The sequence below is a fragment of the Clostridium sp. SHJSY1 genome (genome assembly GCF_031626875.1).
GTDB lineage: Bacteria > Bacillota > Clostridia > Clostridiales > Clostridiaceae > Clostridium.
This window is the reverse complement of sequence record NZ_JANDMF010000022.1, coordinates 42,397-56,517: the sequence shown is the minus strand read 5'-3', so window position 1 is coordinate 56,517 and position 14,121 is coordinate 42,397. Positions and strand designations below refer to the sequence as shown.

At 28.8% G+C, this 14,121-nt stretch carries 12 protein-coding genes; 8 read left to right on the top strand and 4 right to left on the bottom strand.

Going from position 1 to position 14,121, the window contains the following annotated elements:
• Nucleotides 1–18 precede the first annotated feature (18 nt).
• Together NNC19_RS11575 and NNC19_RS11570 are read left to right on the top strand one after the other, a co-directional pair.
• On the top strand, nucleotides 19–981 hold the full coding sequence (locus NNC19_RS11575) for a 2-keto-3-deoxygluconate permease (RefSeq protein WP_310938812.1): 963 nt from the start codon (nucleotides 19–21) through the stop codon (nucleotides 979–981).
• 23 nt (nucleotides 982–1,004) lie between these two features.
• Nucleotides 1,005–1,790, top strand: coding sequence for a DAPG hydrolase family protein (locus NNC19_RS11570; protein WP_310938811.1), 786 nt, complete (start codon nucleotides 1,005–1,007; stop codon nucleotides 1,788–1,790).
• Between the two features lie 42 nt (nucleotides 1,791–1,832).
• On the opposite strand, the gene NNC19_RS11565 is transcribed toward NNC19_RS11570, so the two are convergent.
• On the bottom strand, nucleotides 1,833–2,378 hold the full coding sequence (locus tag NNC19_RS11565; RefSeq protein WP_310938810.1) for a PadR family transcriptional regulator: 546 nt from the start codon (nucleotides 2,376–2,378) through the stop codon (nucleotides 1,833–1,835).
• A 281-nt stretch (nucleotides 2,379–2,659) separates the two neighbouring features.
• Between NNC19_RS11565 and NNC19_RS11560 the strand changes: the two genes are divergently transcribed.
• On the top strand, nucleotides 2,660–3,916 hold the full coding sequence (locus tag NNC19_RS11560) for an OFA family MFS transporter (protein WP_310938809.1): 1,257 nt from the start codon (nucleotides 2,660–2,662) through the stop codon (nucleotides 3,914–3,916).
• A gap of 134 nt (nucleotides 3,917–4,050) precedes the next feature.
• Complete coding sequence (locus NNC19_RS11555) at nucleotides 4,051–6,000, top strand: FAD-dependent oxidoreductase (protein ID WP_310938808.1); 1,950 nt, start codon at nucleotides 4,051–4,053, stop codon at nucleotides 5,998–6,000.
• A 118-nt stretch (nucleotides 6,001–6,118) separates the two neighbouring features.
• On the opposite strand, the gene pssA is transcribed toward NNC19_RS11555, so the two are convergent.
• Nucleotides 6,119–6,637, bottom strand: a complete 519-nt coding sequence (gene pssA, locus NNC19_RS11550; RefSeq protein WP_310938807.1) for a CDP-diacylglycerol--serine O-phosphatidyltransferase — start codon at nucleotides 6,635–6,637, stop codon at nucleotides 6,119–6,121.
• Between the two features lie 17 nt (nucleotides 6,638–6,654).
• A complete protein-coding gene (locus tag NNC19_RS11545; RefSeq protein ID WP_310938806.1) occupies nucleotides 6,655–7,350 on the bottom strand; it encodes a VTT domain-containing protein in 696 nt (231 codons plus the stop codon).
• Nucleotides 7,351–7,519: 169 nt separating this feature from the next.
• On the opposite strand from NNC19_RS11545, the gene NNC19_RS11540 reads away from it, so the two are divergent.
• Together NNC19_RS11540 and NNC19_RS11535 are read left to right on the top strand one after the other, a co-directional pair.
• Nucleotides 7,520–8,209: a response regulator transcription factor gene (locus tag NNC19_RS11540; RefSeq protein WP_310938805.1), complete on the top strand. Its 690-nt coding sequence runs from the start codon at nucleotides 7,520–7,522 to the stop codon at nucleotides 8,207–8,209.
• A complete protein-coding gene (locus NNC19_RS11535; RefSeq protein WP_310938804.1) occupies nucleotides 8,202–9,536 on the top strand; it encodes a HAMP domain-containing sensor histidine kinase in 1,335 nt (444 codons plus the stop codon). Before NNC19_RS11540 ends, NNC19_RS11535 begins: the two co-directional genes overlap by 8 nt.
• 64 nt (nucleotides 9,537–9,600) lie before the next feature.
• On the opposite strand, the gene NNC19_RS11530 is transcribed toward NNC19_RS11535, so the two are convergent.
• Nucleotides 9,601–10,443, bottom strand: coding sequence for a MerR family transcriptional regulator (locus NNC19_RS11530; RefSeq protein ID WP_310938803.1), 843 nt, complete (start codon nucleotides 10,441–10,443; stop codon nucleotides 9,601–9,603).
• Between the two features lie 122 nt (nucleotides 10,444–10,565).
• On the opposite strand from NNC19_RS11530, the gene NNC19_RS11525 reads away from it, so the two are divergent.
• Both NNC19_RS11525 and NNC19_RS11520 read left to right on the top strand, forming a co-directional pair.
• Nucleotides 10,566–12,296 carry an ABC transporter ATP-binding protein gene (locus NNC19_RS11525; protein WP_310938802.1) on the top strand — a complete coding sequence of 577 codons (1,731 nt, stop codon included), beginning with the start codon at nucleotides 10,566–10,568 and terminating at the stop codon, nucleotides 12,294–12,296.
• Nucleotides 12,296–14,119, top strand: a complete 1,824-nt coding sequence (locus tag NNC19_RS11520; RefSeq protein WP_310938835.1) for an ABC transporter ATP-binding protein — start codon at nucleotides 12,296–12,298, stop codon at nucleotides 14,117–14,119. The genes NNC19_RS11525 and NNC19_RS11520 overlap by 1 nt, the downstream gene beginning before the upstream one ends.
• The last annotated feature ends 2 nt before the right edge of the window (nucleotides 14,120–14,121 follow it).

The window sequence follows — 14,121 nt, the reverse complement described above, 5'->3', positions numbered from 1 at the left end:
AAGGGTGAATGAAAGTAAATGAATATTCTAGAACGTGTACAAAAAATACCTGGAGGAACCATGGTAATACCAATGGCTATTGCTGCAATTATCAATACCTTTATACCTAATGTTTTGCAGATAGGAAATCCACTAACAGCAACTTTTACAAGTAAGGGAACCATGTGTGTAGTTGGTATGATGCTTGTGTTTACTGGAATTCAAATTAAACCTAAACAAATACTTCTTTGCTTAAAAAGAGGTGGGATATTAAGTGGGTTAAAAGCCTTTATTGGGATTATATCAGGAATATTAATAATGAAAATCTTTGGAATGGATGGAGTAGCTGGTATATCCACACTAGCTTGGGTAGCGTGTCTAACAAGTTGTAATCCAGGGCTTTATATAGCACTTATGAATGACTATGGGGATGAAATAGATAGAGTTAATTATGTATTGCTTAATGTGATAGGTCTTCCATTTTTACCAGTTTGCATTTTAGGGTTTGCTAATGGAAATGGGATAGATTATAAAAGTATTGCAGCTACACTTTTACCTCTATTATTAGGAATGATTTTAGGTTGTTTAGATCCTAAGATAAGAGAGTTTTCAAAAGATGGAATCAAAGTATTAATACCATTTATGGGATTTTGTCTTGGGGTTAATATAAATTTACAATTAGCTATTCAATCAATTGGTAAAGGAATACTTTTATTTTTAGTATATATGATAATTAATTTTATTCCTCTATATCTAGTTGATACAAAGTTACTTAAACAACGTGGGCATTCTGCAACAGCAATAAGTTGTGTCGCTGGTTTAGCTATGACAGTACCTAGTTTAATGGTGGAAAGTGATAGTAGATATTTACAATATGTGAATGATGCAATTGCACAATTAGCATTTGTAGTTGTGATAAGTGCCATTGTAACACCATGGTTAATTAAAAAAGTAGTTATGGGTAGAAGAGCTAATAAAACTGCAATAGAAATAAATTCTTAAAAATTGAAAGGAGAACAATTAATATGGAGAATATGAAATATGTCCCTAATGGGGGACAAACATATATACCTTTTCAAGATAATATTAATGTAAAAACACTAAATTTCAAACCTTTAGATAAGCCTAAATCATTAATGTCTGCTTTAGAATTAAAAGATGAATTTAAAGAAAAAGGATATATTCCAATTAAGGAATGTCAGCATTTTATTCCAGGAGTTACAGCAGAAATGCTAGATTGGTTCTGGGTAAATATGGAGAAGTGCTATTATCTATGGGCACCAGGTGCACATAAGAGATTTAGTTGGGTAAAATCTCCTGCAGAATATGGTTTTTTAAATTCAGCACATATGATTTCAGAGGCAATGGTGCCAGGTAAACCTGTATTTGGAGGAAATGGAGTTGTTATTAATCGATTTAATCTTAGCTATTTTCCATTTAAAACAGCACTTGAGCATGTAATTGTCGAAGGAATATTTAATGATAAAAATGAAATTGTAGATATAAATGTTCACATGTGGGAAGATATTGAAGGTGGAGTTATTCATGTGACTTCTGGAGCTGTAAATACAAGAATTAGTGAGCCACCAGCATTTATTAAAGATTCTTTAGATGCTATGCCAACAAATGAAGATAGAGAAATTCATGGAGAATACGAAGCAGCTATGTGGCCAGTTTTTCTCCCAAAACTCTATAAATTATGGAAATTACATCCTGATTTATCCCAAAATGTACAATGTAATTTGCAAATTAGGAAGAAAGATAATGAGGAGTTTGAGTATTTATATGAAAATGGACCAGTGATAATATAAAATTTTAGTTTTTAATAAATAGCAATAAAAAATTATTTATTGCTATTTTTTTCCGTTTTTGCAACAATCAAGGCACAAGTTTAACCACTTAATACTAGATTCTTCTCTTATAATAGCTCCATTTAGAACAAGATAATCTCCAAAAGCATCACTATTAATAGGTGGAATACCATTATATGGATCAAGTTGTGTATATAAAAAGGTAAGTCTGTCTTGATGTTGTTCTAATTGTTGTTCTAATAAATGAATTCTGGTATCTAAATCTAAATTATTTGAAAAATACATTCTAAGGCGAAAAATATTTTTTGGTGTGGATTCCATAGGCTCATCTTTTTTTAGCCATTTTAAGAATTCTTGTTTCCCTTTTTCTGTAATAGTATAAACTTTTTTTTCTAATACATCTCCACTAATTTCGATATTATATACTATAAGTTTTTCGGTAACTAATTTTTTTAATTCTGGGTATATTTGGCTGTGCTTTGCACTCCAAAATTCGACTAATTGAAAATTAAATTCCTTTCCTATATCATAACCTGTCATAGGACTTCTGTTTAATAGGCCTAAAATTGCAAATTTAAGTGTTCTCACAAATGCACCTCTTTCGGTAATACTTTATTTATTATGAATTATGACAAATCTCATAAATACGACCACATTAAATATTATCATAATTATAAATGTAATGTTAAAAAATATATAAAGTTATTATGTATATTTAATTATATCATAGTAAATATGTTATAAAAAATAAACATATAAAATAAAATATATAAATATTTATATATTTATATTTACATGATGTTTGTATTGTGATATTATTAGCAGGAAATTGTGATATTATTAACAAAAGAAAGGTATGAAAGATATTTATGGAACTAACGAAAAAAAGATGGATTATTTTAATTGCAAGTTGTTTTATTAATTTGTGCATTGGTTCGATGTATGCTTGGAGTGTTTTTGCAGCGCCTATGGCAAGTTATTTGAGTGAAATCACTGGTGTTACATTGACTGCAGGAACTTTAGCGATTGTTTTCACTGTTACCAATTCTGTTGGACCTATAACAATGATATCAGGTGGAAGAATTAATGATGTTTTTGGTCCTAAAAAAGTTATCTTTTTTGGAGGAATACTTTTTGGTGGAGGTATGATTTTATCAGGTTTTGCAACAGGATTAGGAATGTTGGTAGTGGCATATGGAATTATTACTGGTCTTGGAATTGGAATGGTTTACGGATGTACAATTAGTAATTCAATAAAATTTTTTCCGGACAAGCGTGGATTTGTCGGAGGTATTACAACTGCTTGTTATGGATTTAGTTCAGTAATAGTACCACCAGTTGCAAATATATTGATTAATAATTTGGGGGTAACAATAGCATTTAAGATTATAGGTGCTATATTTTTAAGTGTTGTATGTGTTTGCTCATTCTTTATTGATAAATGTCCAGAAGGCTTTATTCCTGAAGGGTGGACACCATCAAATTCTCAAGGAAATAAATTGAGTCAGAATGAAAAAGATTGGAAAGGAATGTTAACAAGTCCTATTTTCTATGTAATGATCTTAGTATTATTATGTGGTGCATTCTATGGACTGATGTGTTCTGCTATGACATCTCCTTTAGCACAAGGAATGATTGGAATGCCAGTTGCAGCCGCGACCACTGTAGTCTCTGTTTTAGCATTATTTAATACAGGAGGACGTATTGCTGCAGGTTATGTTTCAGATAAAATAGGTAGAATTAATACTCTTGCAGTTGCATTTATTATTGCGATTGCTGGGCTCGGATGCTTATATTTTTCAGGACAAGGAGATGTAACAAAATTTTATATAGGCATTATAAGTATAGGTGTATCCTTTGGAGCATTTATGGGAGTTTTTCCTGGGTTTACTGCAGACCAATTTGGAACTAAACACAATAGTGTGAATTATGGAATAATGTTTATTGGGTTTGCAGTATCAGGTTATTTTGGACCAACAGTTATGAAAAATATATTTAATGTGGACCAGAGTTATCAAAGAGCATTTTTAATAGCTATAATTTTTTGTATTATAGGATTTGGGTTAACTTTTGTATATCGTTTTGTACATAAAGAGGAAAAAGATAATCTAAAGATAGATAAATAAAAACTACGTTTCTATAAAAAAGAGTTAATAGTTTAACAGAAAATAAGCATTATACATGAATACGGTTAATAATTTAACAAGTAGTATGTATATGAAGATAAATATAAATTAAGCACTAAAGGAGAATTATAATTATGGAAAGAAAATATCCAAACTTATGCAAATCAATTAAAATTGGAGGTGTAACTTTTAGAAATAGAATGTTTTCTGCACCAATGGGAGGAACAGATATTACAGCTGACTGCACTATTGGTCCAGCATCTACAGCTTTTTACGAGTTAAGGGCTAAAGGTGGAGCAGCTTCAGTTACTGTTAGTGAATGTGTAGTTCACCCACAAACAGAAGCATCGCATATGTATCATTTAGATTTAGAAACTGTAGGTTCACTTGCAAGTTTTACATATACTGCAGATGCTATTCGCCGTCATGGTGCAATTGCAAGTGTAGAATTGTCTCATTCAGGGCAATATGCTGGAACTTATTTAACTGATAAGAATAAAAAAGAAGGACTAGCTCAATGGGGGCCAAGTGCTGGAGTTCGTCCAGATGGTCGCGAAGTGAAAGAGCTTACTCAAGAATTAATAGATGACATAGTAGAAGCGTATGGAGATACTGCTGCATTAGCTAAAAGAGCAGGATTTGAAATGGTTATGATACATGGTGGACATGGGTGGCTTATAAATCAATTCCTATCACCTTATTTTAATAAGAGAACAGATAAGTATGGTGGTTCATTAGAAAATAGGGTTCGTTTGGCACAAGAAGTTCTTGATAGCGTTCGTAAAGCTGTTGGACCTGATTTCCCAATAGAATTTAGAATGAGTGGTTCTGAATTATTTGAAGGTGGATATGATCTTTCAGAAGGAGTTGAAATTGCTAAATTAATAGAATCAAGAGTTGATTTACTTCATGTATCTGCTGGAACTTATCAAAGAGGATTTGGTATAACACATCCTTCTATGTTTGTTGATCATGGTTGTAATGTTTATCTTGCAGCAGAAATTAAAAAGCATGTAAGTGTTCCAGTAGCAACAATTGGGGCATTAAATGATCCAGAGATGATGGAAGAAATTATAGCAAGTGGTAAGGCTGATGTTGTTGAAATGGCACGTGCGCTTTTAGCTGATCATAAACTTCCACAAAAAATTATGAGTAATCAAGATAAGGATATTATAAAATGTCTAAGATGCTTTACCTGTATGGCAGAACGTGCTGCAACATCTACAAGACGTTGTACAGTTAATCCATTAATTGGACGTGAATTAGATGGAACAGAAATTATTCCTGCAGCTACTTCCCATAAAGTTCTTGTAGCTGGTGGTGGACCAGGAGGATTACAAGCAGCTATTACTGCTGCAAAACGTGGACATAAAGTTATACTTTGTGAAAAATCTGATGAGCTAGGTGGAATACTAAAAGGAGAGCAAGGAATTCCATTTAAGTATGAAATGTACGAGTTAGGTGTTACTCTTGGTAAATTAGCAAAGGATGCAGGTGTAGATATACGTTTAAATACAACTGTTACTAAGAAATATGTAGAAAATGAAAATGTTGATGCATTAATTATAGCTGTTGGTTCAGAAGCCCTTGTTCCCCCAATTCCAGGTTTAAATGGCGATAATGTAGTAGTTGTTAATGATTACTATTTAGAAAAAGATAAGGTTGGTAATGAGGTAATAGTTCTTGGAGGAGGCCTTGCAGGATGTGAAGCAGCAATACATCTTGCACAAGAAGGTAAAAATGTACATTTAGTAGAAATGAGAGCTGAACTTGCTCCAGATGCTAACATTAGACACAGACCAATTCTATTAGCAGAAATAGAAAAGAGGAATATTCATGTCCATACAGAATATAAAGGGTTAAAAGTAACAGAAAAAGGAGTTCTTTGTGCTGATGTGGATGGAAAAGAATATCTTGTACCAGGTACTTCAGTAATTTGTGCACTTGGACAAAGAGCAAGAAGAAATGTAGTAGAAGAATTAATAGATTGTGCACCTTTTGTTAGAGAAATAGGAGATTGTGTACGTCCATCTACAATAACAACAGCAGTATATCAAGGACATCATGCAGGACTTGATATCTAATGTTGAAATTTTGATTAAAGTAGAAAGTTGTTTTTTATAAGTAAAGTTGAAGCCTCAAACTAATGTTTTTTCTATAGAAAAAAAGTTTGAGGCTCTTTTGTATTAAATTTATTTAAACTTAGAATTTTTTGAATTTAAATTTTGAGACCATAAGATAAGCAAGAAATATAATTAAAAGCATTGACAAAAATATAGAAAAATTATTACTAGGCACACTTAAAGCAAATAATGCAAGAAGTGAACCCGCAATAGTTATAGGGATTCCATTAAAAATACCATCAAAGTCATTCAAATTATACTTTGCTAATCTATAACAGCCACAAATAATATAGAATAGTAGAAAAACGATACCAGCTATTTTAAAATCAAAATTGGAAAAATTATATTTGACAAAAGTTAATAGAGCAGGTGCAACTCCAAATGAAACTAAATCTGCTAAAGAATCCAATTCTTTTCCTAATTCGCTAGATACATTTAATAATCTAGCAATTCTACCATCATATCTATCTATTAAAGCAGCAATAATTATAAATATAGCAGCCATAAAAAAATCTTTATTCATGATTTCTATTATTGAAAGAACTCCAAATGATAAATTAATAAATGTTAGTATATTGGGTATAAACTTTTTTATCATGTATTTACTCCTTATATTTATAAATTAATTTTTTTATCTTCTGAAAATTTACCTATAAGCTTGTCTTTATGAACTAGTCCAAATATAAAGGACACTAATGCAATAAGTGATATTATTATGGTTGATACATAATTACCATAACGAATATTGGAACCTATACTTACTGAAGCTAAAAGCCAAGGAAATCTGCTAATAAGTAAAATCCCAAAGAATTTTGAAGGCTTAATAGGTGTTAAACCTGCAACATATATTAAAAAATCTTTTGGTAATCCAGGAACTAGAAAAATAATGAATAAGATTATAGAGAACTTCTTACTATCCATAATATCTATAATCCATTGAAAGTTTTTCTTTTTTAGTAATTTTTCTATAAATGAAGCACCAATTAGTTTGGTGAAATAGAAAGCTATAAAAGCACCAAGCATCATTCCCAATATTGAATAAATCATTCCAAGTGGTACACCATAAATATATCCACCAGCAGCTTGAATTATTTCGCCTGGAATAGGTGCAATTATTGTTTGTAAAGTTTGAAAAAGAATCAATACAATTGAACCTAGATGACCTAATGAAAGTATATAATTACTAAATTTATCTAGTGATACGGTTATTTCAAGAAAATATGGTAAATATTTAAATGCTAATGCAAGCATCACTATCCCAAATAGTACTAGTGATAATTTTATAATTAATAATTTTTTTTGCTTTTCCACAATCATTTATTCCTTTCCACTAAGTTGTTTCTAAGTTAATAGTTTATTGATAACATCTTAAGATTCTCGTATATAGAATCTTAAGAATTCTTAAGTCAAACAAATGCTATAGATTTAAAAAATATCACATTATATACTAATAATAAATGAAAGGGGTTTAATGAATAGCATGATGAAGATTTTAATTGCAGATGATAATGAGGAGATAAGAGAAATAGTTTGTGTCTTATTAGAGAGTGAAGGTTATAAAGTAATCGAAGCTATAAATGGACAAGATGCTGTAAACAAAGTTGATGAAAGTATTGATTTAATAATTCTTGATGTAATGATGCCTGTAAAATCTGGATTTAAAGCATGTTTAGAAATAAGGGAAAAAACAAGTGCTCCAATCTTATTTTTAACAGCTAAATCTCAAGATTCAGATAAATGCATGGGATTTTCTGTAGGAAGTGATGACTTTCTATCAAAGCCGTTTTCATATGCAGAATTAGTATCAAGAGTTAAAGCGTTGCTTAGAAGATATTATATATATAAAGGGAAGGAAAAAAATGATTTAACAGGTTTGATTATTTTAGATGGATTGAAAATAAATACAACTTCAACTGAAGTTTATATAGATGAAAAAGAGGTTATACTAACTGAAATTGAATATAACATTCTTTTGTTAATGGCTAAAAATCGAAAAAAAATATTCTCAGCACAAAACTTATATGAAAGTGTTTGGAAAGAGCCTTATTTTTATTCTTGCAATAATACAGTTATGGTTCATATAAGAAACTTAAGAAGTAAAATAGAACCAGATCCACAAAACCCCAAATATATAAAAACATTTTGGGGAAAGGGGTATAGAATTGAATAGAAAATTCTTATCAACTAAATTGGAAGTTAAATTAATAGTAGTATTAATACTTTCATTTATTATTTCTGTTTGTATATTCTTCTTATTGCAAATGATAGGTGAAAGTTTATTAGATAAATATTTTGATAAAACGTCCTTTTTAGAAAATCAAAAAAGGCAAACTATATCAGCGTTTAAAACATATGTATCAGAAAATAATTTAGCAATAAATGATTATGATAAAATGGAGAGTTGGATTCGTAAATATAAGTATATAGATATTTATATTTATGAAGGCAATAATTTAGTTTATAATTCAGATAGAGATAATATTGCAACAAATTATGAAAAATATAAAGAAAGTCCAATTATTCCAAACAATACTTTGGAAGATATATCATTTTCAGATACAAATGCAAAAATGTATATGGAATGCTTTTTTGAATATAAATATTATTATATTGTAGCTTTTATTGGCGTTATAATATCATTGTTATGTTTTATAATTCTAATGTTATTTTTTATCAATAGAAAAATAACATATATTGGACAACTTGAAAAAGAAATACAAATATTGGAAGGTGGAGAGTTGGCTTATCAAATTACCATAGATGGTAACGACGAACTTTCTTCACTAGCACAAAGTATTAATGAAATGAGAAAATCCTTTATAGAAAGATTAGAAAATGAAGATAAAGCAAGATTAGCAAACAGTGAATTAATCACAGCAATGTCTCATGATTTAAGGACACCACTTACAGCATTAGTTGGATATTTAGACATTATAGAATATAAAAAATATAAAACAGAAGAAATACTTAAGCAATATATCCATAACAGTAGAGAAAAAGCTTATCAAATTAAACATCTATCAGATAAATTATTTGAGTATTTTATAGTTTTTAACACTAATGATGATATGAAATTAGAAATATTTAATGGAAATGAATTATTAGAACAAATAATGCAAGAGCAAATTTTTATGCTAGAGGAAAAAGGTTTTGTAATTAATGCAAATTTTTGTTATGAACCATTTTATTTAGATGTAAATTTAATTTCAATACAAAGGGTTTTTGATAATATTTTTTCTAATATTTACAAATATGCTGATAAATCTAAAGTAATTCAAGTAGAATATTACATCAAAAATGAAAAAGTATTCATTTCTATAGAAAATCAATTAAATAATTTGAAGTTAGCAGAAAGTACAGGAATAGGACTTAAAACATGTAAAAAGATTATTGAAATGCATAAAGGTGAATTTAATGCAGTAAAAACAGAAAATAAATTTGTAGTACAGATAACTTTAAAGATAAAACTAGATAAACTAAGAAAATTAAATGAATAATAACAAATAGTAGTAAATATGAAAAAATACATACCCTTACAAGAGAGTATGTATTTTTTTATATTTAAGTATTAGCACCTTTTGTTACTTGAACAGAAATTTTTGATAAATATTTATTGGGACTTTTTGTAATCATTTCATCTGATATGTTTTCTATATAAACAGCTCCATATACAGAAATGTTATTTTTTTGTATATAATCATCTATCCTCTGAAAAACCTTAAAGTCTTCAGCTAAATAACTATTATCATAAGTTGTGACATAAAGACCAGAAGGCTTGAAAGTTCTTTCTATTGATTTCATATTGGGAGATAGTTTATAAAAATAATTATATAAATGAGGTTTGCCAGAAAGTACATCACTATATTTACCGCATACACCTACAGGATAGCCATATAGAATTTTTTTACTATAACAATAATCAAGGAAATTACCAAAGTCTTCTTCAAGATCAATATCAGAAGTAGAAAAAGTAAAATCAGGGCTTAAGAACAAAGCTTCTTCTTCACAATTTTCTAAAAATACATCATTATAATTAACATTAGACATCATAGCTATATTTTTAGTTCTCTGTTCTATAATATAATTCATTTGATTTAACCTATTAAGTTCTTCAAATATTTTATCTCTTTGATGGCTAATTAATTGAATTAGATTATAGTGAGATATATTTTCTATATAACTTTTTATGTCTTTTAATGGAACATCTAAATCTTTTAAAAATAAGATTATACTCACCAGATCTAATTGACTATATGAATAATATCTATATCCATTTTCTTTTACTAATGCAGGTTTTAATAGGCCTATATCATCATAATAGATTAGATTTTTTCTGCTTATACCAGATAATTTAGAAAAATCACCTATAGATAAATACTTTTTCAAATTTATAAAACTACTCATAAACACTACCTTCTAAAAAGTTTTTCTTTTAACTATTTTATTTATAAAAAACTTGACTGTCAAGTTACTGGACAGTTTAAGATAAGTTTTATGAATAAAAATTATAGATAAAGGAGAATATGATGTTAAAGTTGTTCAAACATATTAAAGTTAATAAGATACTTTTAATTTCATTAATAGTAATTATAGTAATGAAAACTATAGGTATACTATATATTCCTACTTTAGTTGCAGACATAGTTAATAATGGAGTTATAAAAGGAGATATATCTTATGTATTAAAAACTGGAGGAATAATGATAGTTATTGCTTTATGTACAGGCATTCTTGCAATACTTTCCACTTATTTTTCAGCAGAAGTATCGACTTCAATTGCTAGAGATATTCGAAATAAATTATTTTCACATGCACAAAAATTATCTGTGCAGGATTTTAAGCATTTTTCAACTTCATCATTAATTACAAGGTGTACAAGTGATGCTAATCAAATTGAAAATACAATAAATATGGCATTAGAAATGATAATTCCAGTTCCATTTATAGTTGCAATAGGGATGTTTTTAGCATTTTCTAAAGATCCTTATATGGCGTTAATAATCATGATAACAGGAATATCAGTTTTAATATTTAGTGTGATTATAAGTAAAAAAGTTATAAATTTATCTTTAAATTTGCAGATACAGTTAGATAAAATTAATTCAAAAGTTAGGCAGTATATTTCAGGGATAAGGATAATACGTGCTTTTAATCGTGAAAATCATGAAAAGAAAATAATGAATCAAACATTCAAAAATTATGCAAACACTAACATAAAAATGAATAAAATATTTGCTATTGCAATGCCATTAATAATAGTTATGATGAATATTTCGGCAGTTAGCATTTTATGGTTTGGATCTATAAGAATAGAAAGTGGGCATATGTTAGTTGGAGACATTATGGCTATTGTTGAATATTCAATAATAATATTATTCTATCTAGTAATGGCTATGATGGTATTAATTAATATTCCACGTGCAAGTGCTTGTTCAAGACGTATTTTAGAAGTTATGGAATATGCTCCTGAAATAATAGATGAAATGGTTACAGTAATCAAACCTAATAGAATAGAATCTTTAGAATTTAAAAATGTTACTTTTTCATATAAGGATGCTCAAGAGTCTGTTCTTAAAAATCTTAGCTTTACATGTGAAAAAGGTAAAACTACTGCAATTATAGGGGCAACTGGCTCTGGCAAAAGCACATTAGCTAAATTAATATCAAGATTACATGAAGTACAAGAGGGAGAAATCTTAATTAATGGAGATATTAATATAAATGAGTTTTCACAAAATATCTTGAGAGATATGGTAAGTTTTTCTCCTCAAAAAGCTTTTCTATTTAGTGGGACTATAGCTGATAATTTAAGACAGGGAAAAAAGGATGCAACTATAGGGGAATTAATATATGCTGCTAAAATAGCACAGGCAGATGAGTTTGTTTGTTGTGAAAAATCAGGCTACAACACATTGGTAGCACAAGGTGGAAGTAATTTTTCAGGTGGACAAAAGCAAAGATTATGTATAGCTAGAGCCTTAGTTAAGGAAAGTGATATATATATTTTTGATGATAGTTTTTCTGCTTTGGATTACAAAACAGATTCTAAAGTAAGGACTGCTATGAAAGAAGGGTTAAAAGACTCAATTCTTATAATAATTGCCCAAAGAATTAGTACAATTATGGGTGCAGATCAAATTATAGTTCTAGATGAAGGTAATATAGTTGGAATAGGAACACATCAAGAACTTCTAAGAAGTTGTTCTATTTATATGAAAATAGCAGAAACTCAATTGAGTGAGGAGGAGTTATTATGATGCAAGAAGAAAATGCAAAAGACATGACATCTTTAAATAGTGAGATGTCAATAGAAAAAGCTAAGAATACAAAGAAAACAGTTAAGAGATTAATCAAATTACTCCTTAATCAAAAGCAGAAATTTATCATAGTAATATTTTTTGCTATCATAAGCTTAATATTTACAATGACTGCACCATTAATTTTTAGCAAAGCTATAAATACTATTGTTGAAGGAATAAAAAATATATCTACTAATGGTTATTTTTATATAGACTTTGATATTATAAAAAAACTTTCGTTGTTACTGCTTATTATATATGTAATATCTTCATTGTCTAATTATATTCAACAGTATGTAATGGCAACTGTATCTCAAACATTAGTATTAAATATAAGAGAGAAAATAAGTGATAAGCTCACAAAAGTTCCTTTAAGATATTATGATACTAATAAGAAGGGTGAGATTTTAAGTAGGGTATCAAATGATTTAGAAAAAGTAGCTGAATCTTTACAAACAGGATTAATGCAGTTTATTACAGCAGTATTTACAATTATAGGATCGGTTATACTTATGTTTTCTATAAGTTGGATGTTAGGACTTATTGCTATTGTAACTATTATTATGGGAGTTGTAGTTACTTTAATTGTTGGCAAAAAGAGCTTTAACTATTTTACAAACAGACAAGAATCATTAGGCGTATTTAATGGACAAATAGAAGAATATTTTACTGGGCAAATGGTTGTAAAGACATTTAATCTAGAAGATGAATTGATTAATACTATAGAAAAATCTAATAATAAATTATATTTAAATGAAAAAAAAGCTCAATTCATTACATATGCTATAAATCCATTAATTCGTCTTATGAATCAAATGGGATATGTTTTAATAGCAGCTCTTGGAGCCATATTTGTTATTCAAGGAAAATTATCAATAGGAATAATACAAGCTTTCTTTCAGTATTTAGACCAAGCATCAGAACCTTTAACTGAAGCTGCATACACAATAAATACAATGCAGGCTGCTATTGCTTCAGCTGAACGCGTATTTGAAATTTTAGATGAAGAAGAGGAAAAAGCAATTAATTTGGATTATAAAACAATATCAAATCCAAAGGGAAATATAAGTTTTGAAGATGTAAAGTTTGGATATGATGAAAATCTTTTAATTACAGGAATGAATTTAAATGTAAAGGCAGGTGAAAAAGTAGCTATAGTTGGCCCAACTGGAGCTGGAAAGACTACCTTAATAAATCTTCTTATGAGATTCTATGAATTAAGTAGTGGAAAAATTAAAATAGATGGCATTGATATAACAGAAATAGAAAGATCACATTTACGATCTTTATTTGGAATGGTGTTGCAAGATTCTTGGTTATTTGATGGTACCATTAAAGAAAATATTTCATATAGCAAAGATAAAACAAAATATTCAGAAGTGGAGAATGCTGCAAAGCTTGCTAAGATTGATCACTTTATTAAAGCTCTTCCTAATGGGTATGGGACAGTTTTAAATGATGAAGATTCTTCTGTGTCTCAAGGTCAAAAGCAACTTTTATGTATTGCTCGTGCAATTTTAGGTGAACCATCCATTTTAATACTTGATGAAGCAACTTCAAGTGTAGACACAAGAACAGAGATGGAAATACAGAATGCAATGGATAATTTAATGAAGGGTAGAACTAGTTTTATAATAGCTCATAGATTATCTACCATAAAAAATGCAGACAAGATATTAGTTATGGATAAAGGAAATATAGTGGAGCAAGGAAGTCATGATGAATTGCTTAAAAGAAATGGACTGTATAGTGATATATATAACAGTCAATTTGCTAAATAAAG

What these genes read in the sequence shown, in the direction of transcription:
- NNC19_RS11575 (WP_310938812.1), top strand. Translation starts at nt 19, where the DNA reads ATGAATATTCTAGAACGTGTACAAAAAATACCTGGAGGAACCATGGTA.
- NNC19_RS11570 (WP_310938811.1), top strand. Translation starts at nt 1,005, where the DNA reads ATGGAGAATATGAAATATGTCCCTAATGGGGGACAAACATATATACCT.
- NNC19_RS11560 (WP_310938809.1), top strand. Translation starts at nt 2,660, where the DNA reads ATGGAACTAACGAAAAAAAGATGGATTATTTTAATTGCAAGTTGTTTT.
- NNC19_RS11555 (WP_310938808.1), top strand. Translation starts at nt 4,051, where the DNA reads ATGGAAAGAAAATATCCAAACTTATGCAAATCAATTAAAATTGGAGGT.
- pssA (WP_310938807.1), bottom strand. Translation starts at nt 6,637, where the DNA reads ATGATAAAAAAGTTTATACCCAATATACTAACATTTATTAATTTATCA.
- NNC19_RS11540 (WP_310938805.1), top strand. Translation starts at nt 7,520, where the DNA reads ATGATGAAGATTTTAATTGCAGATGATAATGAGGAGATAAGAGAAATA.
- NNC19_RS11530 (WP_310938803.1), bottom strand. Translation starts at nt 10,443, where the DNA reads ATGAGTAGTTTTATAAATTTGAAAAAGTATTTATCTATAGGTGATTTT.
- NNC19_RS11525 (WP_310938802.1), top strand. Translation starts at nt 10,566, where the DNA reads ATGTTAAAGTTGTTCAAACATATTAAAGTTAATAAGATACTTTTAATT.
- NNC19_RS11520 (WP_310938835.1), top strand. Translation starts at nt 12,296, where the DNA reads ATGCAAGAAGAAAATGCAAAAGACATGACATCTTTAAATAGTGAGATG.